Below are 24368 nucleotides of genomic sequence, written 5' to 3' on the forward strand. Positions count from 1 at the left end.
CTCATTAGTAGCTTGCATTATATCTCATTATTATGTTCGGAAAGAAAAAAAGCAATAATCCAGAAATAGACAAAGAACAATTAGAACTCATAAAACATGCCCAAAAGCGCATCAAACAAAAAAAGCGTTTGTATGCGCATTTTGTGGTATTCCTCATTGGCGCTGTTTTTTTAATAGTCGCCAACCTTGTTTTAAACATTGGTAAAGACGTCACATTTTTTGGAATTAACTGGTTTGTTTTTGCCATTTTAGCTTGGTTATTTCTATTTATTTATCACCTTTTCAATGTATTTGTGACTTCCAAATTGTTAAGTAAAAAGTGGGAAGAAAAACAACTCAATAGTTTAGTTACCAAACAAAAAGAACGAATTGCCGAAATCCAAAAACAAATTGATAAAGATTACCCGCTTCCTAAAGTTTCAAAAACACCAACAAAGGCATTAAAAAATTCCGAAATAACACTTATAGTTGCGGCTGGTGAGGATAACGCCATAGGTAAAGACAATGATTTGATTTGGCATTTGAGTGACGACCTTAAACGTTTTAAAAGTTTAACAAATGGTCATCATATTATTATGGGACGCAAAACTTTTGAAAGCTTTCCGAAACCTCTTCCAAATAGAACGCATATTGTTATTACCAGGCAAGACAAATATCAAGTTCCTGATGGTGTTATTGTCGTCAATAATTTAGAAGATGCTTTTGATGCCGCTAGAAATGACAAACAACCCTTTGTAATTGGTGGTGGGGAAATCTATAAACAAGCCATGCCATTTGCTGATAAAATTGAATTAACTCGTGTGCATGAAAGCTTTGAAAATGCGGACACCTTTTTCCCTGAAATTGATGAAACGGTTTGGAAAGAAACCCAGAAAACTTTCCATGATAAAGACGAAAAACACCAATACCCGTTTTCGTTTATTACCTATTTACGCAGTTAAAAAAGTGTAATTCATTACAATTTAGTACATTAGCTTTATTAGAATCCCAAATCTAAACATTATGAAACGATTTCGTTTTAACATTCTGATTATAGCAACTACTGCTGCTATGCTCCTATTTTCATGCCAATCCATGAATAATTTAACCATGAGCGTTACAGAGCCAGCACCTGTTTATGTGCCTTCTTCCTTGCAAAATATTGGTCTACTTAATCGAAGTTTAGCATCTAAAAAAAACAAACCATTAGACGATATTGACCAAATTCTATCTATTGAAGGGAAAAATCTGGATAAAGAAGGTGCAGAATATACCATTCAAAGCATAAAAGACACGTTTGAAAAAGACAGTCAATATAATACTGTTGAAATTATAACTACTGAAAAAATCGAGAATCCCGGTTTAGGTATTTTTCCAAGTGCTTTACCTTGGGAAACTGTTGATATGCTTTGTAAAGAAAATCAACTAGATGCTATTGTTACTTTATCTTTTTACGATACTGATGCTAAAGTATCCTATAAAACGAGAACCGTTGAACAGCTGAACGCGTTTGGTATTAAAATACCCATGATTGAGCACGAAGCTACTATTTCGACGCATATTAAAGCTGGATTTAGAATTTATGACAATATCAATAAGGTGATTCGTGATGAGATTACTCTAGATCGTTGGATTACGTCGGTTGGTAAAGGTATTAATCCCACTAAAGCCATTGAGGCTATAGTTGGACGAAAAGAATCCCTATTGCAAGCCAGTACCGTAATTGGTCAGGATTATGTATATAGAACCTATCCGTTTAAAATTCGTGTTACCAGACAATATTACGTGAAAGGCACCAACAACTTTGAAATTGGAAAGCGACGTGCGCAAACAGGCGATTGGGATGGCGCTGCGGAACTGTGGGAGCAGGAACTTAATAACCCAAAAGGAAAAATTGCTGGTCGTGCTTGTTACAACATGGCTATTATTAATGAAATTAATGGCGATTTGGAAACTGCTATGTCTTGGGCTTCCAAAGCCTATACCGATTATGAAGATAAAAATGCCTTACGCTATTTAAATATCCTTAAAAACAGACAAAACAAGAACAATTTACTTCATCAGCAATCACAATAAACAATGATAAGATGGCTTTGCATATTGTGTATTGCTTTTATTTCCAAACTGGGAATTTCTCAATCGGCCATTGACATTCCTATTGAAAACGGCAATATCCATGTTACTACCTATGGCGTTGGCAAACCCATCCTAATCATAAATGGCGGTCCAGGTATGAATAGTGAAGGCTTTGCCTTTTTAGCCCAAGAACTTGGTAAAACGCATCTAGCGATTCTATACGACCAACGCGGCACAGGGCAATCTACTATTTCTAGAGTCAATTCTGAAACCATGACTATGGACTTAATGGTTTCAGATATTGAAGCTATTCGAAAGTATTTTGGCTTTAAAGACTGGATGGTTTTGGGTCACTCGTTTGGTGGTATGCTGGCTTCATATTATCTCAAAAAACATCCCGAACGCCTATCAGGTTTAATTCTTTCTGGCTCGGGAGGTTTTAATTTAAGTATCACCAGAAATTTGAATTTACTATCGCGACTATCTGAAAACGAACGCGATTCGTTAGACTATTGGAATAGACAAATTAGCCATGGTGATACCAGTTACCAGGCACGCTATAATCGTGGGAAATATTTAGCACCAGCTTATGTATATGATAAAAAACATGCTCCTGTAATTGCCGAACGCCTAACACAAGGTAACCGCACAATAAACAGCTTAATTTGGCAGAACATACGCGCCATTAATTTTGATTGCAGTGAAGCCTACAAAAATTTTGAGAAACCTGTTTTAATTATTCAAGGGAAGCAAGATGTTATGGGAGACAACATCGCAAAAGAAGCTTATAACTTATTACCGAATTCTACATTGATTTTTATGGATAACTGTGCGCATTATGGCTGGCTCGAACAACCCATAACCTATTTTAGTTCTATTAATCAATTTTTAGCCACACTATAAATTGACTTTGCAAAATTTTTAAGCTAACTTCGTTCCTGTCTGCCGACAGGCAGATATCTACTGATATAAACAACTTGTATTGAGCTTGTCGAAATATTAAAACAGTCCATATCAGAACATTGGTGGAAATACCCAAAAATGACAAGAAAAATTGATTTTATAATAATGTCGTTACTATTAATACTTCTTTTATCGAGCTGTGTTAGTAGGAATCAATATGGAATAGTCAGGCCGAACAAAATAAGATTCTCGAATAAAAAATGTTTTGATGAAAAGGTTTTTGAGAAAGTAGATACGAGTGCAATTTATCTTATTGAATATAAATGGCCAAAAAAAAACGATAAACGTTATAGTGGATATAAATTTTATTCTGACAATAAAGTGGCTTTCTTCATAAACGTCAATATTGACAGCATAAATGCACTAAACCCCAAAAAAGCACAAATGGGATTTTACTCAACATGTTCGGGAAAAAATAATATTCAAATAGCATATTATCACGTTCAATCTGGAATTTTTAAATCTAAAAAAGAATTTGAAATAATTAATGACACTCTCGTTGTAACAAATTTGAAAAGTCCTCAAGCTTCCTACAGCGTAAAAAAATATTATAAGCAGAACTTAAAACCGAATGAATTAATCTATAAACCCGATTGGTAAATGAAAAGTTCTACCACTATCACCGTATAAAAAAATTGCTAGTTTTAGCTAAACCAAAGTTAGTTGCTCATTTGCTTGCTCGCTTCTGATTTTCCTACGGAAAATCCTCGCACACAAACACGCAACTTTCCTTATACATAAACGTTAAACGAAACTTCAAAAAACAATTCAGCATACATCACGCATTTTTCCCTAATTTCGCCACATGATAAAAGAGCTTCAGTTGCGTGTGACTCTCAAAGAAGAAACTATTCCTGATATTCTTCTCAAGAAGTCTGCAGAATCGTTAAGTCTGCCTCACCATGACATTTCTGGCATTAAGGTGTTACGCAAATCTATTGATGCACGTAAACCTAAAATTATATTCAATTATAAAGTTGCTGTTTATATAAAGGAACCTGTTCCTGAAAAGTCTGAATATCAATTTCACTATAAAGATGTAACTAAAGCCAAGCCTATTCACATTATTGGTTTTGGTCCAGCTGGCATGTATGCTGCTTTACGTTGTATCGAGCTTGGTTTTAAACCCATAGTTTTAGAACGCGGTAAAAATGTACGTGACAGACGTCGCGATTTAAAAGCGATTAACCAAGACCATTTTGTAAACGAAGATTCTAATTATTGCTTTGGCGAAGGCGGAGCTGGCACCTATAGCGATGGTAAATTGTACACACGAAGTTTAAAACGTGGTGATGTGCGTCGTATTTTTGAAAATCTGGTGTATCATGGTGCTACCGATCAAATTCTTGTGGATGCTCATCCACATATTGGTACAAACAAACTCCCCAAAGTGGTTCAGAATATTAGAGAAACTATTTTAAAATATGGTGGTGAAGTTCATTTTGAAACACGCGTTGTAGATTTTGTAATCAAGAACAATGAAATTAAAAGCATCCAGTTACAAAATGGCGAAGAACTTACAGCCAACCGTGTTATTTTAGCTACTGGACATTCAGCTAGAGATATTTTTTATCTCTTACACAACAAGAAAATAGCATTAGAAGCCAAATCGTTTGCCATGGGAGTTCGTGTAGAACATCCACAACATATTATCGATTCTATTCAATATCATTGCCAAGGATTACGCGATGAATTGCTTCCAGCCGCTTCTTATAGTTTGGTGCAACAAGTTAATGATAGAGGTGTCTATTCGTTTTGCATGTGTCCAGGCGGTTTTATTGTACCTGCCGCTACTGCTAATGGCGAAGTAGTCGTGAATGGTATGTCGCCTTCAAAACGAAATAATCTGTTTGCCAATTCAGGAATTGTTGTCGAAATTAATGTGGAAAAAGATTTACCCAAATATGAATCATTTGGTGTGCTGAAAGGTTTAGAATATCAAAAAGATTTAGAACGATTAGCATTTACTTCAGGCGGACGAACACAAACAGCTCCTGCACAACGCCTAACCGATTTTGTTGAAGGTCGCTTATCAGCAGATTTAAATCCATGCTCCTATCAACCTGGTTTAAAAAGTGCGCCTTTACACTCCTTACTTCCTAAATTAATAGGTAGCAGATTACGTAAAGGTTTTCAAGCTTTTGGTGAAAAAATGCATGGTTATTATACCGATCAGGCTAATGTTGTAGGTGTAGAATCTAGAACCTCCTCTCCTGTTAGTATTCCAAGAAATGAAAATTTAGAGCACATTCAAATTAAAGGCTTATACCCTTGTGGCGAAGGTGGCGGTTATGCTGGTGGTATTGTTTCTGCTGCTATGGATGGCGAGCGTTGTGCCGAAGCTGCCATTAAAGGCTTATAAGTTTAATATTATTGCTATTTTTGCAGCAATAAAAATTAGAAACACATGAACGCATATATATTTCCAGGTCAAGGGGCTCAATTTTCAGGAATGGGTTTAGACCTTTATGAAAACTCACCATTAGCACAAGAATTGTTTGAAAAAGCCAACGATATATTAGGTTTCAACATTACCGATATTATGTTTGAAGGTTCGGCTGAAGACTTAAAAGAAACTAAAGTTACCCAACCTGCTATCTTTTTACACTCCGTTATTTTAGCCAAAACATTAGGAGACAGCTTTAAGCCAGATATGGTAGCTGGACACTCGTTAGGTGAATTCTCGGCATTGGTAGCCAATGGTGCTTTGACATTTGAAGATGGTTTAAAATTAGTATCACAACGTGCTATGGCCATGCAGAAAGCCTGTGAATTACAACCAAGTACTATGGCAGCTGTTTTAGGTTTGGATGATGATGTGGTTGAAAAAATATGTGCTACAACAGAAGGAGTTGTTGTTGCAGCAAATTATAACTGTCCTGGACAATTAGTGATTTCAGGAGAAGTTGATGCTATTAATTTAGCTTGTGAATCGTTAAAAGCTGAAGGCGCACGTCGTGCTTTAGTCCTGCCTGTTGGTGGCGCATTTCACTCACCACTTATGGAGCCAGCTCGAGAAGAATTGGCAGCCGCAATAGAAAATACAACATTTAGTAAGCCAAATTGCCCAATATATCAAAATGTTACTGCAAGCGCAATAACAGATGAAACAGAAATTAAAGCCAATTTAATTTCTCAATTAACGGCTCCGGTAAAATGGACACAATCCGTGCAACAAATGATTGTAGATGGCGCAACTTTATTTACTGAAGTTGGTCCAGGTAATGTATTGCAAGGTTTGGTTAAGAAAATTAATCGTGAGGCTCAAACGGCTTCTGCTACATTTGAAAAAGAAGCTTAATGAAATTATCTCGTACAGCTTTTATAATGGTATTGATTGTTTTCAATATAGCCATAGATCAAATTTCTAAAGTTATTGTTAGAGCGCAAGTAATTCCTGGAAGTGAATCAGAAATTTTAGGTGATTACTTGACGCTTCATAATGTTGAAAATACTGGTGCCTTTTTAGGCATGGGTAGTGATTTCAATCCTACATTACGATTAATACTTCTGTTAATTCTACCCATTAGCGTTTTAGGGTATGTTCTTTATTATATCATAAAAAATAAAACATTAGACAGATTATCTTTGATAGGGTTTTGCTGTATTATTGGTGGAGGTATTGCCAATGTTTACGATAGAATTATGTATGGTTCTGTAACCGATTTCTTGCATATTGATTTAGGAGGTGTGTTTAGAACAGGAATTTTTAATGTAGCCGATATGTCGGTTATGCTCGGTATGGGACTGTTACTTTACAGTAATTTTAAAACCAATAAAAAAGAAAAAGCCTCAAATTAATTTGAGGCTTTTTTATGTTTTATCTTGCTAATTCACAAGATTCACAATCTTTTATCTCACCATAATAGGTTTCTCGATACTTATGTACTGTTTTAAAAGGAATACTTAAAAATTGCTTTTTAATGTAGGTCACTTTTGTTCGTAATTCACCCATTTTTGGAGTAAATCTTTTTTCAATTTGCGTGGCGCGTTTTACTGTAATCAATTTCATAATATCATTTATCATTTGATACAAAGTAACAAAGGATATAACGCTTATCCAAAAAATCACTATTAAACCTTTGTTAATCAAATAATTAATATAAATATGTTAATGATATCGCCATATGATTAAGAGATTCGTAATGATTTTTACGAATTATTAACAGTCTTAAAATGCTATTTTTTATAAATTTTACCTGATTTCATAACAAAAACAACATTTTCGGTTGTTTTGATATTTTCAACAGGGTTTTCATTTGTAGCAATAATATCGGCAAAATAACCCGCTTTTAACTGACCGATTTCATGTTCCATATTCAATATTTTGGCATTGGTAATAGTAGCACTTTGAAGTGCTTTTATTTCTGGCATACCAGCTTCAACCATATATGCAAATTCTTTAGCATTTTCGCCATGCAAGAAAACACCAGCATCCGTACCAAATGCAATACCAACACCTTTTTTGTATGCTTTGCTAAATGTATTCTGAATTTTTGGACCAATATCTAACGCTTTACCAACAACAACATCTGGATAATAACCCGGTATTTTAGCCTTTTCAGTAACTGATTTTCCTGCTGTAATAGTAGGCACTAAATACGCATCATGTTCTATCATAAGCGCCATAGTTTCTTCGCTCATAAGTGTTCCATGTTCAATAGTTTTTACGCCACCCAAAACTGCACGTTGCATTCCTTCATCACCATGCGCATGAGCCGCTACATGGAAACCGTAATCTTTAGCTGTTTCACAAATAGCTTTAATCTCTTCAATTGTAAATTGTGGGTTTTGCCCACTTTTGGCCACACTCAACACGCCTCCAGTTGCTGTGATTTTTATTAAATCAGCGCCATTTTTATAGCGTTGACGAACTGCTTTTTTAGCATCTTCAACGCCATTAACCACACCTTCTTTTGGACCAGGATCTCCTTTTAATTCATCTTTTACACCATTAGTCGGGTCGGCATGACCACCTGTGGTTGCCAATGCTTTTTCTGCGGTAAAAATCCGTGGACCTATCACCTTTCCATCATCAATCGCATTACGTAACGAAACATTGATACCACTTCCACCTAAATCCCTAACAGTTGTAAAACCAGCTATAAGCGTTCGTTTTGCAAAATCTAACGTATTGTAGGCAATATCTGCATCATTTAAAGTGAACCCTTGAATATAACGCTTTGGATTTGTTTCGCCTTCTAAATGCACATGCATATCAATGAATCCAGGCATAACAGTTTTATCTTTTAGGTCAACAACCATATCGTCTGATGCAGTAGGTTGGACATAACCATCATTAATCGATAAAATTTTATCACCTGAAATGATAATGGTTTTTGTTTCTAAAACTTCCCCGTTTTTAGTGTCAAGAAGTTTTCCGCAATGTAAATAGGTATTCTGCCCTATTACCGTGGTTGTCAGTAAAAGGGTTAAAAAATAAATGAACTTTTTCATTATGATAGTTTTATAAATTTCTAATCTGTTTTTCCCATAACCAGGCAGACTTCATGGCATCATCTAAAGTAGATTGCGCTTTCCAACCTAGCACATTATTTGCTTTGGCTGTATTGGCATAAGCTTGGATTACATCACCTTCACGTCTAGGTGCTATTTTATAGTTTAGAGCTAATCTAGAAACGCGCTCAAAAGACTGTATAACTTCTAAAACCGAACTACCAACGCCTGTTCCCACATTAAACGTTTCGTAATTGGCTTCATTCTTATCTGATAGTAATCGTTGTAAGGCAACTACATGTGCTTTTGCCAAATCGACTACATGAATATAATCACGAATACAAGTACCATCTGCTGTAGGATAATCATCTCCAAAAACAGAAAGACAATCACGTAAGCCAGCAGCTGTTTGCGTAATAAAAGGTACTAGATTTTGAGGCACGCCAATTGGTAATTCACCTATTTTGGCCGTTGGATGGGCTCCAATAGGGTTAAAATAACGCAATGAAATGGCTTTTAGATTAGGCACTACTTTGCAGGTATCTTGAATGATTTCCTCTCCTATTTGCTTGGTATTTCCATAGGGAGATTCGGCGGATTTTACGGGAGCATTTTCAGTAATGGGCATCACATCGGCCTGACCATAAACCGTACATGAAGAACTAAATATGAAATTAGACGCTGGCAAAACACTTAATTCTTGCAGTACATAAACCAGTGTGTTTAGATTATTTTCATAATACTTCAATGGATTTTGTACAGATTCGCCAACAGCTTTGCTTGCCGCAAAGTGAATAACACCCTTAATATCTTGATGATTTTTAAAGAAACCTTGAACTTTTTGTTTATCCTTTAAATCCAGTATCTCAAAAACAGGAGATTTCCCCGTAATTGAGGTAATACCGCTTAAAACATCTATTGAAGAATTCGATAGATCATCAATTACAACAACTTCAAAACCTTCATTTTGTAATTCAACAACGGTATGGGAGCCAATAAAACCTAATCCACCCGTAACAAGTATTTTATCCATCAATAAATTCTAAAACTTTAGTCGTAATAAAGGCAATTTGTTCATCATCTAATTCAGTATGCATAGGTAATGAAATGACCTCTTTTACCAATTGATTAGTAACCGTGAAATCGGCTTCATTGTAACGATCATCTTGATAGGCTTTTTGCTTATGCAATGGTATTGGATAATATACACCACATGGAATATCATTGGCATTTAAATACTTCACCAAACCATCGCGATCAACACCATTCAATTTTAAAGTGTACTGATGAAATACATGACAATCACAAGTATCACAATTACCTGAACAGCCATTACTTTTTCTAAATGGTATTTCAATTTTTGAATGATTTTTAAACGCAGCGTCATATTTTGAAGCGGCTGCTTGCCGTGCTTTGTTATACGCATCCAAATGAGGTAGCTTCGCATCCAAAACCGCTGCTTGAATGGAATCTAAGCGTGAATTCACACCAACCACATCGTGATGGTACCGTTCATACATCCCATGATTTACAATACCTCTAATAACATGGGCCAATTCATCATCATTGGTAAAAATAGCACCACCATCTCCATAACATCCTAAATTTTTTGAAGGAAAAAACGATGTCGAAGCAACATGGCCAATAGTTCCCGTCTTGGCTTTGTTACCGTTACTATACGTATAATCTGAACCTATACCTTGTGCATTATCCTCAATAACATATAAATTATGCTCTTGGGCTATATTCATGATTGCTTCCATGTCTGCAGCTTGACCAAATAAGTGCACAGGTACAATGGCTTTTGTTTTTGGTGTAATCGCTTTTTTTATGGCTTCGACACTAATATTGAAATCGTCTGGGTTTACATCAACCAAAACTGGAGTTAATTGCAGTAAGGCAATAACCTCAACAGTGGCCGCAAAAGTAAAATCAGCTGTGATAACTTCGTCACCTGGTTTTAAATCTAAACCCATCATGGCTATTTGAAGCGCATCAGTACCATTGGCACAAGGAATGACATGTTTAACACCTAAATAGTTTTCAAGATTTTTTTGAAACTCATGAACCTTTGGTCCATTGATAAATGCTGTAGTTTCTATAACTTCCTGAATGGCAGGATTAACAACATCTTTTATACCGGAATATTGACCTTTGAGGTCAACCATTTGAATTTTTCTCATACGTTACGAAATTACGAAATTCACGGTTGCCAACCAATGAAAGATAGTTGATAAATATCAATTTTATAAAGAAAATATTTTAAAGAAATGTATTTTAGCAACAAAGTACAGAATTTGAATATCATTTATAACATTGCTATTGGTTTAACAGAACGTCTATTGAAGTTCATTGCTTTATTCAATCAAAAAATTAAATTTGGAGTCGAAGGTCGTTCACAAACTTTTTCAACTTTAAGAAATACGATCCAAGCCACTGACAAGTGTATTTGGTTTCACTGTGCCTCATTAGGTGAATACGAACAAGGTCTTCCCGTTTTTAAAGAAATAAAAAAACTTTATAAAAGCCATAAAATCATTCTGACGTTTTTTTCACCTTCAGGTTATGAAATTCGTAAAAACACAGAAATAGCTGATGCTGTCTTGTACTTGCCAATTGACACTAAACAAAATGCTAAACGTTTTGTGAATCACATAAATCCAGAACTTACTGTTTTTGTGAAGTATGATATTTGGCCTAACTATTTAAATGAACTAAAAAAAATAAAGGGGAGAGCCATTTTAATTTCAGCACTTTTCAGAAAAAATCAATCTTATTTTAAATGGTATGGACGTTTTATGCGTGACACCTTATTTGCCTTTGAACATATTTTCACGCAAGATGACAAATCAAAGAAATTATTGGAGACTATAGGTTATCACAATACATCTGTTTCTGGGGACACCAGATTTGATCGTGTTTATAGTCAGCTTGAACAAAACAATAGCTTGGATTTCGTTTCAGAATTTAAAGCTGAAAATCTCTGTTTTGTTGCAGGTAGCACTTGGCCAGAAGATGAGGATATACTTGTAGATCATATAAATACTTCAACTGATAAAACCAAGTTCATTATTGCGCCTCACAATATAAAATCAGCTCAAATTCAAAAACTAAAGCAAAGCATTAAGAAGAAAGCCATCCTGTTTTCAGAAAAAGAAGGAGCTTTACTGCACGATTTTCAAGTATTAATTGTTGACACCATTGGCTTGCTTTCTAAAATATACTTTTATGCTGATATAGCTTATGTTGGTGGCGCAATTGGTACAACTGGTTTGCATAACATTTTGGAACCTGCTGTTTTTGGCGTACCCATTATAATTGGTTATAATCATAAAAAATTTCCAGAAGCCACTCGAATGATAAAAAATGCTGGTGTTTTAGAAATAAAAGATGTGGAAGGATTTCAATTGATTATGAGCAAATTATACGAAGACAAGACGTTTTTAAGCGCGCTTGGCGAAAAAAATTCAGATTTTATAAAAAAAAATACAGGAGCCGTAGTCCAAATCATGGACTACCTACGTATATAGTCCTGAAAGTGTCGTTGATAACAATGTTAAAAAATGTTAATTATTTTATTTAACATTCAAAATTAGTTGTTAAATTCGCACTATTAATTAACACTAAAACTTTAAACTAATGAAAAAATTATTATTAAGTGTTGCTTTCTTATTGGCATTGAGTATTTCTTTAACATCTTGTAGAGATGAGAAAAAAGCTGATTCAGCTGAAGACGCTATAGAAAATGCTGCTGATGCTACTGAAGACGCTATGGAAGACGCTGCTGACGACGCAGAAGGTGCTATGGAAGAAGCAGGAGAAGCAATTGACAATGCTGCTGAAGATGTAGAAGACGCTGTAAATAATGCAGTTGATGAAACTGGTGAAGCTCTTGATGATGCAGCTGACGCTGTTGAAGGTGCTGCCAATGATGTTAAAGACAAAGTTGAAGACGCAACTGATGACAATTAATTAGTTTACCAACTAATTATAAAAAAGTGCTCACCAAATGAGCACTTTTTTTATGCATAAAGGTTATGTTTTCACAAAATACTTAATAAGTTATAGATATTTTATAATTTGTTTAGACCATGAGAAGTTATCCTCTTCGCACTATTTTACTCCTATGCCTGGCAATTTTCATAGTAGATTGCATAGCTTTTTATTGGCTACAACCTATTACAAGTTTATTATCTAGTTCTGTTTTAAGTTATATCATCAATATTTTATTTTGGTTTTTCTCTATTGGACTTATAACAGCTATTATTATCTTAAAAGTTAAACTAGATGGCATTCAACCTAGAAGAAAACAATTGTTAATATCCTCACTTTATGGTTTAACAATATCCTCTTTTATCCCTAAAATTATATTTGTAATCATTATTTCTGTTTTCTTTTTTGGAAACCATATGATTTCAAACAAGGAGTCTTTACTAATTATACCACTTATAGGTCTTTTTTCTGGATTCTTGCCTTTTTTTGTTATTGCCTATGGAATTTTCAAGGCAGCTTACCGCTTTAAAATCCATCACCTAGAATTGCCATTTGATAATCTTCCAGCGGCTTTTAATGGTTTAAAAATTGTTCAAATTTCTGATTTACATTTAGGAAGTTTTAATCATCGTTTCAAAATATTAAAACGTGCATTTAAACTAATTAATGAGCTAAATCCTGACATCATATGCTTTACTGGTGATTTGGTAAACAACTATGCCTGGGAATTACGTGGCTGGAGTAGAGTATTTAGAATATTGCAAGCAAAAATAGGCATGTATGCTGTTTTGGGAAATCATGATTATGGTGACTATAGCAAATGGCAATCAGAAGAAGAAAAAGAGAAAAATTTCAATCGGATAAAAAGTTTTTTAACAGAAAATGGTTTTAATCTATTACTCAACGAATCAAATTTGATTAAGATAGACCAAGACAAAATAGCCATTGTAGGTGTTGAAAATTGGGGGAACCCACCATTTAAGCAATATGGCGACTTGAACAAAGCCTTAAAACATGTTGAGAATAAAGACTTTAAAATCTTACTTTCTCATGACCCATCACATTGGAGTCAAGAGGTTATAACCCAAACAAACATAGCATTAACCCTTTCAGGGCACACACATGGGATGCAAGCAGGCATTCAATTAAAAAAGAAACAATGGAGTCCTATTAAATACAAGTACAAACATTGGGCTGGCTTGTATGAGTATGACAAGCAATTTCTGTATGTAAATCGTGGTTTGGGCTGGATGGGTTTTCCTGGCAGATTAGGTATGCGACCTGAAATAACCTGTATTACTCTTAAAAGTGATGAAGGTTAAAAAAATAAAAGCCTCTATCAAAAAAGATAAAGGCTTTTGTACTGAAGGCGGGACTTGAACCCGCACGGCCATAATGGCCATTGGATTTTAAGTCCAACGTGTCTACCAATTCCACCACTTCAGCTTAGTTCGACATGCTCAGCACATCGCTTGGTATATTTTCAAGAAAGTTTTCAGAGCGAAAGACGGGATTTGAACCCGCGACCCTCACCTTGGCAAGGTGATGCTCTACCCCTGAGCTACTTTCGCAGTTTTTTAATGAACATACAACCTCTCGATTGCGGATGCAAATTTAAAATATTTCTAGGAATTGCAAAGCCTTTTTAAAAAAATAATACAATTTATTTTAGGCGTGTTTTTTCTTAACCAACATGCGTTTTATTTCATTGAGTTTCATTAAAGCCTCAACTGGTGTTAGTGTATCAATATCAATATGTAAGATTTCTTCCTTGATATTTTCTAGTAAGGGATCATCTAAATTAAAGAAGCTTAATTGTAAGTCATCATCTTTCAACGCTTTTACTTTATCGGTTAATTCCTCACTAGAATGCGATTTTTCCAACTTCTTTAATATTTTATTGGCCCGATTAATAACCTGTTGTGGCATTCCAGCCATTTTAGCCACATGAATACCAAAACTATGCTCACTGCCACCTTGGACCAGTTTACGTAAAAAGAGTACGTTATCTTTTAATTCTTTTACCGAAACATTATAGTTTTTAATACGCTCAAATGTTTCTGTCATTTCGTTGAGCTCGTGATAATGCGTAGCAAACAAGGTTTTAGCTTTTGCAGGATGCTCATGCAAATATTCACTGATTGCCCATGCAATAGAGATTCCATCATAAGTACTTGTACCACGACCTATTTCATCAAGCAAAACTAAACTGCGTTTTGAAATATTATTTAATATGGAAGCGGTTTCATTCATTTCAACCATAAATGTCGATTCGCCCATAGATATATTATCGCTTGCTCCTACTCTCGTAAATATTTTATCAACTAAACCAATTCTAGCCGATTTAGCTGGCACGAAACTTCCGGTTTGTGCCAATAACACGATTAATGCCGTTTGACGAAGAATTGCAGATTTACCAGACATATTGGGTCCAGTAATCATTATCATTTGCTGCTTCTCTCTATCTAGATAGACATCATTCGCGATGTAGGCCTCACTAGGTGGTAATTGTTTTTCAATAACAGGATGACGCCCATCTTTAATATCTAAATCAAATGAATCGTCAATATTAGGATACACGTAATTATTATCGGTTGCTAATTGGGCAAAACCGCATAAACAATCTAATTGCCCAATTAATAGAGCATTTTGTTGTACTGGTTTTATATACTGGGTCATCCAAAGAATGAGTTCTGCAAACAACTGTTGCTCTATAGCCAAAATGCGCTCTTCTGCTCCCAGTATTTTGGCTTCATACTCTTTTAACTCTTCCGTAATATAGCGTTCAGCATTCACTAAAGTTTGCTTGCGAATCCATTCTTCTGGCACCTTGTCCTTATGCGTATTACGTACTTCAATGTAGTAACCAAACACATTATTAGATGCTATTTTAAGCGATGTAATTCCTGTACGTTTAGTTTCGCGTTCTAGCATTTGATCTAAATACGCTTTTCCAGTACTAGACAAGCCGCGTAACTCATCTAATTCAGATGAAAAACCTTTAGCAATAGTATCGCCTTTTAGCACATTAACCGGCGCATCTTCGTTTAAAGTTTCCTTAATTTTTTCGCGAAGCACATCACAGCTTTGAAGGGTATCGCCAATAATTTTTAAGGCTTCATTATCACTATTAGAGGCCAAAGCTTTAATGGGTACAATAGCTTCTAGAGAATTCTTAAGCTGTATAACTTCTCTTGGGCTGACTTTACTCGTGGCAATTTTGGAAATCAAGCGTTCTAAATCCCCAATGTGTTTGATATGGTTTTGAATCTTTTGATGAATGGATTTATGTTTACTCAAAAAATCAACTACCTCATGACGCTGTTTGATTTTTGTAATATCTTTTAACGGCAAAGCTAACCAACGCTTTAATAAACGCCCACCCATTGGCGAAATCGTTTTATCAATAACATTTAATAAGGTTACTGCATTATTATTGGTAGAATGGTACAATTCTAAATTTCGAATGGTGAATTTATCCATCCACACATAATCAACTTCGGCTATACGACTTATTGAGGTTATATGCTGCAATTTATTGTGTTGCGTTTCACCTAAATAATGCAAAATGGCACCAGATGCTATAATGCCTTCATATAAATCTTCAATGCCAAAGCCTTTTAAAGTTTTAGTCTTAAAATGTTTAATAAGTGTTTCGTTGGCATAATCGGTTTGAAAAACCCAATCTTCCAAATAAAAGGTGTGAAAATCCTGACCAAAAACCTCATTAAAATGCATGCGTTTTTGTTTAGACACTAATACTTCGCTCGGATTAAAATTCTGAAGTAACTTATCAATATATTCAGCATTGCCTTGAGCAGTCAAAAATTCGCCAGTTGAAATATCTAAAAATGAAATTCCAATAAAAGTTTTAGCAAAATAAACCGAACACAAAAAATTATTAGATTTTGAATTGAGAACCTCATCATTCAATGCCACACCTGGCGTCACTAATTCAGTAACACCACGTTTTACTATAGTTTTAGTTTGCTTAGGATCTTCCAATTGATCACAAATAGCCACGCGCTCACCAGCTTTTACCAATTTAGGCAAATAGGTATTTAAGGAATGATGCGGAAATCCAGCCAACTCCGTTTCGCTCTCACTTCCTGCACCACGTTTGGTTAAAATAATATCTAGAATTTTAGCGGCACGCACGGCATCTTGACCAAAAGTTTCATAAAAATCGCCAACACGAAACAACAATAAAGCATCAGGATATTTAGCTTTAATGGCGTTATATTGTTTCATTAACGGTGTTTCCTTCTTTCCTTTTTTAGCCAATGTTCAACTGATTTTTATATATTACTTTTGCATAAAATGTAGGATTGCTAAAGTACTTATTAATTTAAGTTTTTTAAAGCCTGAAACTTATAAGTTATCTACAATTATCACAAGAAATTAACATGCGTAAATTAAAAAATAGCGAACTGGACCGATTGAGTGTTGACGAATTTAAAAACACGGATAAAACACCAATTATTATTGTTTTAGACAACATTCGAAGTTTAAACAATATTGGATCAGTATTTAGAACAAGTGATGCCTTTTTAATAGAAAAAATATACCTCTGTGGTATAACCGCCAAACCACCGCACAAAGATATTCATAAAACAGCTTTAGGCAGCACAGATACGGTTGACTGGGAATATGTAGAAAACACTATGGATTTAGTTAAGCAATTACAAGAGGAAGGTATTCACGTAGCATCAATTGAACAAGCTGATAATGCCACCATGCTAAATAATTTCAACCCAGAACCTAATAAAACATACGCATTGGTATTTGGTAACGAAGTCAAAGGCGTGCAACAAGACGTTGTTTCTGTCAGCGATGTTGTTTTAGAAATTCCACAATACGGCACCAAACATTCGTTGAATATTTCTGTAAGTTGTGGTGTTGTGATTTGGGATATTTTCAGTAAAATCCAAACCCTAACATAAAGCCCTCTGAATTCGATTGATTAAATTTTAATATATTTTTATTGTTTATCAATAAATATTTATCGTTATTTGTCCTGTTATTTTAAATTGAGTTATTATGAAAACAAATAATTTCGTATTCAACTTCTTAAAAATTGTTGCTTGGATCATTTTTGTAGGTTTATGCATTGAGGCAGGAGGCCTTATTGTAAACTTTATTTTTAGTCTTTTCAAACCTGAATTTGTGCAAAATCTGTATCAAAAGTTAGATTTAAGCCAAATGTATGACCGTAGTAAGTGGGCTTATTTTAGCATGTATAGTTTTATCTTAATCATATCCATTCTTAAGGCTATTTTATTTTATCAAGTCATTGTGTTGGTAACCAAAATTGACCTGTCAAAACCATTTAATCATTTTGTCTCTAAGAAGATTTCACTAATTAGTTACTACACCTTTTCAATTGGGTTGTTGAGTTATATTGGGCTTCAGACTGCTAAAAACTTACAACACAAAGGGTATGATACCGAAATTCTAAATACGTTTTGGGCAGATAGCCAAGCCTTTATCTTGATGGCAGCTATAATTTATATTATTGCTGTTATTTTCAAAAAAGGCATAGACCTTCAAACTGAAAACGAACTAACCATTTAAGTTATGCCCATAATTGTAAATTTAGACGTCATGATGGCGAAGCGAAAAATGTCTTTAAACGAACTCTCTGAACGTGTTGGTGTAACGCTCTCAAACCTTTCTATACTTAAAACAGGTAAAGCCAAAGCCGTTCGTTTTAGTACTTTAGAAGCGATTTGCAAAACCTTGGATTGCCAACCTGGTGATATTTTGGAATTTGAAAACGATTAACAGCTAATGGATTCCTGCCTACGCAGAAATGACAATTATGAGTAAGAAGTACAAACAACCCTGGCCAACCAAAGCCGTTATGGAACAAATCTATGACCAGCATCTTTGGGGTGGGCACGATTTTGATTTTTATTCTGGTGAAGGTTCTCACAAACCTGAAATTATAAAACCTTATCTAGAAAAAGTCATATCATTTTTAAAATCATATCAAAACACATTAGAGGTTTGCGACTTGGGTTGTGGCGATTTTAATATAGGAAAACAGCTCACACCTTACACCAAAAAATATATAGCCATTGATATTGTTGATAACCTCATTGAAAGAAATAAAAAGCTTTATCATGAAGAACATTTAGAATTTCATTGTTTAGATATTTCAAAAGATAAACTCCCTCCCGTAGACTGTGTAATACTCCGTCAAGTTTTGCAACACTTATCTAATTCAGAAATACAGCATATAATTCAAAAAATAGTCGATTATAAATACATCATTATTACGGAGCATATACCATCAGGTAAATTCACTTCTAACAAAGACATTATTTCTGGCCAAGGCATTCGGCTTAAACACAATAGTGGTGTTGACCTTATAAAACCTCCCTTTCATTTAAAAGTTAAGAATCAAACCGTTTTACACGAGCATATTTTGCCTAATGAAAACGGCTGTATAAAAACTATTCTCTATACAACGTTTTAAATTACTTTGGTTTTAAATACATAAAAAGCCTAACTTCGTTAGCGTAGAATTAAAACCAAAATCATGAAAACCAACCTTTTTATTTTAGTATTCGTACTCGCTTGTTTTTTTAGTTTCGGACAAACACGAGCTAGAGATTTAGGCATTCCGTTTAAAGGTGAAACCGGAGAATTTAATGCCATAACAGATGTAAAAGGTGTAGAAGTTGGCTATAGCACCATAATTTCTGGTGAAGGTGAAAACATTGTTGGCAAAGGTCCTGTTAGAACTGGTGTGACTGCCATTTTCCCAAGAGGCAAAGCCAAAAAATTTAGTCCTGTTTATGCCAATTGGTACAGCTTAAATGGTAATGGCGAAATGACTGGAACCACTTGGATTACCGAATCTGGTTTTTTAGAAACACCTATTATGATTACCAATACCAATAGCGTTGGCGTAGTTCGTGATGCTGTATTAAAATATTATGTTGACAACGATTGGTATAAAGGCGAAGATTGGTGGTACACCTATCCTGTTGTTGCAGAGACCTACGATGGTTTTTTAAATGATATTTATGGCTTTCATGTAAAAGAAGACCATGTACTGGAAGCTATAGAGGATGCCAAAACTGGGCAAATAGCTGAAGGTAATGTTGGTGGCGGAACTGGTATGATGTGTTTGGGTTACAAAGGCGGCACAGGAACATCATCACGCGTTATAAAAGTTGGACCAAAAGAATATACCATTGGTGTTTTGGTACAATCTAACTTTGGTGCGAAAAGAAATCTCACCATTGCAGGTGTGCCAGTAGGTGTTGAATTAAAAGACACTTTAAATTATGTGTATAAAGCACCACCAAAATCTAGACGACAAGAAGGTGATGGCTCCATAATTATTGTTTTAGCGACAGATATTCCACTGTTACCGCACCAATTAAAACGTGTAGCACAACGCATTCCATTAGGTGTTGGATTGGTTGGTGGACGCGGCAGTAATGGCTCTGGAGATATTTTTATAGCTTTTTCAACTGCCAATGAAGAAGCCTTTAATCGTGACGATTTTGCAAGGGTTGAAACCTACCCTAACGACCAATTATTTCCTGTATTTGATGCAACCGTTAATGTTGTTGAAGAAGCCATAATTAATGCCATGATAGCAGCCGAAACTATGGAAGGCATTAACAACAACAAGGCTTATGGCATACCTCATGACCTTTTAATTGAAACTTTAAAAAAATATAACCGTATTAAAGAATAGACACCTAATTTAACTTGATTCTAACCGTTAAAAAAGCTAACTTCGTTTACAGTAGATATGAATCATTAAAACGGATTCATATCAAAACGTTGTATGCAAGCTAAAAAATGACGAAAAACCTATCGAACATATTATTTGGACTATTTAGTTTTTTGACAGGAGTTCTAATTGCTTGGTTTACCGTTGGACAGGTTCGTCAAGTGATAAGAAATTTTTATCAATGGACGACAGGAAATGCTTTTCAATTCCACGGAAAACACATAATAATTAACCTCGATCCAATTTACTATTTGACCTTCGGTTTAGCTGTTCTGACTCTTTGGTATTGTTTGAAAGGACTGACTTTAAATAGGGCTATTATTTGGACGGGAATTTCGACCATTTTAATTATTGCAACTGCGGTTGTTTACACTTGGATTGACGGAAACTTAAGAGTGATTTCTTGCACAATGTGTGATGATGGAATTGTAAGTCTCCATTGGAATGACTTGAATTACAACCTTGTTTCGGAATTGAGCTTATTAATCGGATTGACACCATTAATTATCAGGACAATTAGAAAAAGAAAAAAAAGCCAGCACACAACAAAACCTATACGCAATGCGGGCTGAAGGAATAACCGAAAGTTTAGAGCTTCTATTCCGCCAAAGCTCCGCTTTGACGTTTTTGTTGAATAAATTGAAAAACACAAAACGCAGCTTTGGCTACCGTTTGTGCAAGGTGGACAAGTAAGAACTTCTAGAACCGCACTGCGCATAGCCAAACCGTAAACGAAACTACAATTTCTTAAACTCCCATTTCATTAGCATTCACAAACATTTGACACTTTTTTGACAGTTTTTATACCGCAATAAGGAAGTCTTACCGCTACATTTGACTAAACGTAAAAAACAAAACCCATGAAAAAGCGTCTAATTATTTTTAGTCTAATTGCAGTAACCGTTAGTTTAGCTGCCTACAGTTTTATAAATCGAGATTCTAAAGTTTTAGTCAAAACAACAGAAGTTAAAAAAGACTTACCAAATACGCCAGTTAGTTTTGCAGACAAAAAACCATTAGAGTTTTTCTTTTATGTTGGATCACGTTTTGAGAGCATTAAAAAAAGTAAGATTGAAAACGCAACATCAATCTACGATTTCATTTCGGCTGAAGACAAAAACCAAATTAAAAAACTACTTGCTACAGAGCTTATTTTAGTTATAAACGATAAGCGAACCCATATGCGTGAATATGGTACAGAAGAAATCCTCACAAGCGAACAATTAAAACTATTACAATCTATAGGTTACTCAAAACATTTTGTAATGAAAGCGCTTTATCAGAATTATGACTCTGAGCATCACGATTTTAATCCGCATTATACCGTAGTTCCTGAAACGCAAGCATCGTATGAAGCAGGAAACAAGGCTCTATTAAAATACCTAAAGGAAAACAAATCTAAAGACTCACGTTTTATTGATGAAAAGAAATTACAAGCGGTTAAAGTGTCCTTCACCATTACAAAGGACGGCATCATGGAAAACGTGAATCTAGACAGAACCACGGGATATCCACAATTAGATTTAGAATTAAAGGAACTCATTAAGAATGCACCTGGAAATTGGATTCCAGCAAAAAATCAAGACGGCAATCCGGTTGACCAAGAGTTAGTCATGTCATTTGGATTGGCGGATATGTGCTAATTCACTTTACTGGTACCCAAACTTCCTCATTAGCGTTTGAATCCATAGGATTATAGCCTTCAGGTAATTTTTCAAAATGCGGTCTGTTGTCTAATTCAAATTCTGAATTTGGGAACCAGTCTCCATGCAGGTGTTGCCAAAATTGCGGAAAGCCTTGAGCAGAACCTTGATACTTAAAAACCAAATAATTTCCAGCTGGAATAGTGAACAATTCCATGCCTTCAGGAACACTAGAAGCATCAGAAACCGCAACACCTACCCACTTTTCAAATGTAATTGATGGGTAGAATGCTTTAAAATCAAAATGATTATAATTTTGAAGTGAAAACGAATGAGTCCCTACACGATTTTGAATGTCATGACGTCTCGGCATAAATAAGCGTGCTAACTTTCCTGTTTCCGCATTTATATTTTGAAATGACATTTGGGCTTTCATGCCAATCATTAAAACGTCTTCAGACTTCACCAATTTATAGTTCATTATACTACTTGCTATAGATTCCCGCCTACGCAGAAATGACAGTTAAATAATTTTGTCATGTTGAGCTTGTCGAAACATCTCAAAAAGATTTGCGAATTACTTCACTTATGATTTATTACAAATCTCATTTAAAATCCACAGATAATCTTCACGATTCTTTACAAAATCCCTATCCGAAATATCAATAGTTTTCACATTCAATTCGGTTTGATTCTTTAAGAATTCCAGATACCCAGAATTTATTTTATCTAAATAATCGTTTTCAATATTTTGTTCGTAATCGCGACCACGCTTTTTTATGTTTTCTTGCAAGCGCTCTGTGTTTTGATATAAATACACATACAATTCAGGCTTGGCAATATCTTTATACATTAAATAGAACAAACGTCTGTAGAGTTTAAATTCATCTTCTGGCAAGGTGATTTTTGAGAATATAAGCGATTTATAAATATCGTAATCACTAACAATAAAATCCTTAAACAAATCCAGTTGAGATAAATCGTCACTAATTTGCTGATATCTATCAGCCAGAAAACTCATTTCTAACGTAAAGGCATAGCGTTTTGCATCTTCATAAAACTTGGGTAAAAACGGATTATCTGCAAAACGTTCCAATATGAGTTTCGCATTGAAATCGTTTGAAATTTTTGTAGCTAAACTCGTCTTGCCTGCTCCAATATTCCCTTCAATAGCTATGTAATTGTATTGTGATAAATTAAATTTCTTACTCGGATTTTTTAACCAAATATTTATTGGTTCAAGTGTGCTTTTATCTTCGCATTTTTCTAATAATTCTGAAATGGTTTGATTTAAAGTTGGATGTACTTGTTTTGGTCCAATTTCAAATAAGGGTTGTAAAACAAATCTCCGGTTAGGCATTTGTGGGTGAGGCACCATTAACGCTTTGGTATGAATAATATCATTGTTAAAAAGCAGAATATCTAAATCAATAATGCGTGACTCGTAGCCGCCAGATTTTAAGCGCTCACGACCCATTTTGGTTTCTATTTCCAATAAATTTTCTAATACCTCTTGAGCAGACTTCTCTGTTGAAGCCACCAAACAGGTGTTTAGAAAATCAGGACCTTCAAAACCTAATGCAGGTGTATTATAAACCTTGGCTATAAGTTGTACGTGGCCTACTTTCTTAAAAATAGCATCAACAGCTTCTTGAAGATTTTTTAACCTATCCCCTTGATTACTCCCTAATGATATATAAACGGTATTTTGTTGACTCATAGCGCAGGCCAAAATAACTAAAAGAAAATTTAATAGTTTATATTTACAAAGCCTATTTATTCACAATTTTCAATGACCGTAAAAGATAAACTTCTCGCACATCGTATCTACCTCCTATTAGCCGCTTTATTTATTACCTCATTGGTTGTTTCAAATTTAATATTTCAGAAGTTTTTTTATTGGTATCCATTAGAAGTAGAGGTGTTTGATACTAAATTATTTGAAATATCAGTTGGAATATTACCTTATCCTATCACCTTTTTAATAACAGACTTAATTAGTGAGATTTACGGAAAAAAAGCAGCTAACCAAGTTGTAATTACAGGAATATTTGCCTCTATTTTCTCTATGGCAATTATTTATACAGCCAATGCAGTTCCTGCTACTTCCTGGTCTCCAGTGTCCGATAAACTTTTTACAACTGTTTTTGGAAGCACTGCCATAGCCGTTATGGCTAGTATGTTGGCTTATTTGTTTGCGCAATTTGTGGATATTCAAATTTATCATTTTTGGAAAAACCTGACTAAAGGGAAACATTTGTGGTTACGCAATAACTTTTCTACGTTCTTCTCGCAATTTGTTGATACTTGCACCATTTTATTGCTACTTTGCTCATTTCAAATTATAGCTTGGGACAAATTTCTCGGTTTATTAGTGGCAGGATTTCTTTTTAAAGTCCTTATTGCGGTTTTGGACACACCTTTTTTGTATTTGAGCACATATCTGTTTCGAAAAAGATTTAATTTGAAAATCAACGAAGAGATTAGTCTTATTTAGTATT

The 24368-nt window shown here is 34.8% G+C and carries 25 protein-coding genes and 2 tRNA genes; 18 read left to right on the forward strand and 9 right to left on the reverse strand.

What is annotated here, in order from left to right; all coding sequences use genetic code 11:
- Positions 1-32: 32 nt before the first annotated feature.
- The 7 genes from HGK31_RS00870 to lspA all read left to right on the forward strand — a co-directional run bounded on the left by HGK31_RS00870 (position 33) and on the right by lspA (position 6819).
- The gene (locus tag HGK31_RS00870) at positions 33-941 is read left to right on the forward strand and encodes a dihydrofolate reductase (RefSeq protein WP_191858110.1); all 909 of its coding nucleotides are present in this window, start codon (positions 33-35) and stop codon (positions 939-941) included.
- Positions 942-1002: 61 nt separating this feature from the next.
- On the forward strand, positions 1003-2055 hold the full coding sequence (locus tag HGK31_RS00875; protein WP_191858111.1) for a DUF6340 family protein: 1053 nt from the start codon (positions 1003-1005) through the stop codon (positions 2053-2055).
- 3 nt (positions 2056-2058) lie between these two features.
- Positions 2059-2958, forward strand: a complete 900-nt coding sequence (locus tag HGK31_RS00880; protein WP_191858112.1) for an alpha/beta fold hydrolase — start codon at positions 2059-2061, stop codon at positions 2956-2958.
- A 138-nt stretch (positions 2959-3096) separates the two neighbouring features.
- A complete protein-coding gene (locus HGK31_RS00885; RefSeq protein ID WP_191858113.1) occupies positions 3097-3618 on the forward strand; it encodes a hypothetical protein in 522 nt (173 codons plus the stop codon).
- A gap of 205 nt (positions 3619-3823) precedes the next feature.
- A complete protein-coding gene (locus HGK31_RS00890) occupies positions 3824-5380 on the forward strand; it encodes an NAD(P)/FAD-dependent oxidoreductase (protein ID WP_191858114.1) in 1557 nt (518 codons plus the stop codon).
- 45 nt (positions 5381-5425) lie between these two features.
- Positions 5426-6319, forward strand: coding sequence for an ACP S-malonyltransferase (fabD, locus tag HGK31_RS00895; protein ID WP_104734718.1), 894 nt, complete (start codon positions 5426-5428; stop codon positions 6317-6319).
- Complete coding sequence (gene lspA / locus HGK31_RS00900) at positions 6319-6819, forward strand: signal peptidase II (RefSeq protein ID WP_191858115.1); 501 nt, start codon at positions 6319-6321, stop codon at positions 6817-6819. Before fabD ends, lspA begins: the two co-directional genes overlap by 1 nt.
- A gap of 19 nt (positions 6820-6838) precedes the next feature.
- On the opposite strand, the gene HGK31_RS00905 is transcribed toward lspA, so the two are convergent.
- The 4 genes from HGK31_RS00905 to HGK31_RS00920 all read right to left on the reverse strand — a co-directional run bounded on the left by HGK31_RS00905 (position 6839) and on the right by HGK31_RS00920 (position 10658).
- Complete coding sequence (locus HGK31_RS00905) at positions 6839-7030, reverse strand: hypothetical protein (protein WP_104735800.1); 192 nt, start codon at positions 7028-7030, stop codon at positions 6839-6841.
- A gap of 167 nt (positions 7031-7197) precedes the next feature.
- Complete coding sequence (locus tag HGK31_RS00910) at positions 7198-8475, reverse strand: metal-dependent hydrolase family protein (RefSeq protein ID WP_191858116.1); 1278 nt, start codon at positions 8473-8475, stop codon at positions 7198-7200.
- A 10-nt stretch (positions 8476-8485) separates the two neighbouring features.
- Positions 8486-9508 carry a UDP-glucose 4-epimerase GalE gene (galE, locus tag HGK31_RS00915; RefSeq protein ID WP_191858117.1) on the reverse strand — a complete coding sequence of 341 codons (1023 nt, stop codon included), beginning with the start codon at positions 9506-9508 and terminating at the stop codon, positions 8486-8488.
- Positions 9501-10658 carry a DegT/DnrJ/EryC1/StrS family aminotransferase gene (locus HGK31_RS00920; protein ID WP_191858118.1) on the reverse strand — a complete coding sequence of 386 codons (1158 nt, stop codon included), beginning with the start codon at positions 10656-10658 and terminating at the stop codon, positions 9501-9503. Before HGK31_RS00920 ends, galE begins: the two co-directional genes overlap by 8 nt.
- A gap of 87 nt (positions 10659-10745) precedes the next feature.
- On the opposite strand from HGK31_RS00920, the gene HGK31_RS00925 reads away from it, so the two are divergent.
- The 3 genes from HGK31_RS00925 (at position 10746) to HGK31_RS00935 (ending at position 13790) form a co-directional block, all read left to right on the forward strand.
- Positions 10746-12005 (forward strand): 3-deoxy-D-manno-octulosonic acid transferase, encoded by a 1260-nt coding sequence (locus HGK31_RS00925; protein WP_191858119.1) that lies wholly within the window; start codon positions 10746-10748, stop codon positions 12003-12005.
- A 109-nt stretch (positions 12006-12114) separates the two neighbouring features.
- Positions 12115-12447: a hypothetical protein gene (locus HGK31_RS00930; RefSeq protein WP_104734724.1), complete on the forward strand. Its 333-nt coding sequence runs from the start codon at positions 12115-12117 to the stop codon at positions 12445-12447.
- A 119-nt stretch (positions 12448-12566) separates the two neighbouring features.
- Entirely contained in the window at positions 12567-13790 is a 1224-nt protein-coding gene (locus HGK31_RS00935; RefSeq protein ID WP_191858120.1) for a metallophosphoesterase, read from the forward strand.
- A 39-nt stretch (positions 13791-13829) separates the two neighbouring features.
- On the opposite strand, the gene HGK31_RS00940 is transcribed toward HGK31_RS00935, so the two are convergent.
- The 3 genes from HGK31_RS00940 to mutS form a co-directional block, all read right to left on the reverse strand.
- Positions 13830-13914, reverse strand: a tRNA-Leu gene (locus HGK31_RS00940).
- Positions 13915-13967: 53 nt separating this feature from the next.
- Positions 13968-14039, reverse strand: a tRNA-Gly gene (locus HGK31_RS00945).
- 97 nt (positions 14040-14136) lie between these two features.
- A complete protein-coding gene (mutS, locus tag HGK31_RS00950) occupies positions 14137-16752 on the reverse strand; it encodes a DNA mismatch repair protein MutS (RefSeq protein ID WP_191858121.1) in 2616 nt (871 codons plus the stop codon).
- A 122-nt stretch (positions 16753-16874) separates the two neighbouring features.
- Here mutS and HGK31_RS00955 point away from each other — a divergent pair, with 122 nt between their 5' ends.
- From HGK31_RS00955 to HGK31_RS00985, 7 genes are all read left to right on the forward strand, one after another.
- Positions 16875-17411 carry a TrmH family RNA methyltransferase gene (locus tag HGK31_RS00955; RefSeq protein ID WP_191858122.1) on the forward strand — a complete coding sequence of 179 codons (537 nt, stop codon included), beginning with the start codon at positions 16875-16877 and terminating at the stop codon, positions 17409-17411.
- Between the two features lie 97 nt (positions 17412-17508).
- Positions 17509-18042, forward strand: a complete 534-nt coding sequence (locus HGK31_RS00960) for a DUF2975 domain-containing protein (RefSeq protein ID WP_223115293.1) — start codon at positions 17509-17511, stop codon at positions 18040-18042.
- A 3-nt stretch (positions 18043-18045) separates the two neighbouring features.
- Positions 18046-18252 carry a helix-turn-helix domain-containing protein gene (locus tag HGK31_RS00965; RefSeq protein WP_104734729.1) on the forward strand — a complete coding sequence of 69 codons (207 nt, stop codon included), beginning with the start codon at positions 18046-18048 and terminating at the stop codon, positions 18250-18252.
- 37 nt (positions 18253-18289) lie between these two features.
- Positions 18290-18949, forward strand: coding sequence for a class I SAM-dependent methyltransferase (locus HGK31_RS00970; protein WP_191858123.1), 660 nt, complete (start codon positions 18290-18292; stop codon positions 18947-18949).
- 63 nt (positions 18950-19012) lie between these two features.
- On the forward strand, positions 19013-20185 hold the full coding sequence (locus HGK31_RS00975; protein WP_191858124.1) for a DmpA family aminopeptidase: 1173 nt from the start codon (positions 19013-19015) through the stop codon (positions 20183-20185).
- Positions 20186-20292: 107 nt separating this feature from the next.
- Positions 20293-20796 (forward strand): hypothetical protein, encoded by a 504-nt coding sequence (locus tag HGK31_RS00980; protein WP_191858125.1) that lies wholly within the window; start codon positions 20293-20295, stop codon positions 20794-20796.
- A gap of 288 nt (positions 20797-21084) precedes the next feature.
- The gene (locus tag HGK31_RS00985; RefSeq protein WP_191858126.1) at positions 21085-21867 is read left to right on the forward strand and encodes an energy transducer TonB; all 783 of its coding nucleotides are present in this window, start codon (positions 21085-21087) and stop codon (positions 21865-21867) included.
- A 1-nt stretch (position 21868) separates the two neighbouring features.
- On the opposite strand, the gene HGK31_RS00990 is transcribed toward HGK31_RS00985, so the two are convergent.
- Positions 21869-22348 carry a GyrI-like domain-containing protein gene (locus tag HGK31_RS00990; RefSeq protein WP_191858127.1) on the reverse strand — a complete coding sequence of 160 codons (480 nt, stop codon included), beginning with the start codon at positions 22346-22348 and terminating at the stop codon, positions 21869-21871.
- A gap of 105 nt (positions 22349-22453) precedes the next feature.
- Positions 22454-23587, reverse strand: coding sequence for a 2-amino-4-hydroxy-6-hydroxymethyldihydropteridine diphosphokinase (gene folK, locus HGK31_RS00995; RefSeq protein WP_191858128.1), 1134 nt, complete (start codon positions 23585-23587; stop codon positions 22454-22456).
- A gap of 72 nt (positions 23588-23659) precedes the next feature.
- On the opposite strand from folK, the gene HGK31_RS01000 reads away from it, so the two are divergent.
- The gene (locus HGK31_RS01000; protein WP_191858129.1) at positions 23660-24364 is read left to right on the forward strand and encodes a queuosine precursor transporter; all 705 of its coding nucleotides are present in this window, start codon (positions 23660-23662) and stop codon (positions 24362-24364) included.
- Positions 24365-24368 lie beyond the last annotated feature (4 nt).

Source organism: Hanstruepera ponticola (genome assembly GCF_012931685.1).
GTDB classification, from domain to species: Bacteria; Bacteroidota; Bacteroidia; order Flavobacteriales; family Flavobacteriaceae; genus Hanstruepera; species Hanstruepera ponticola.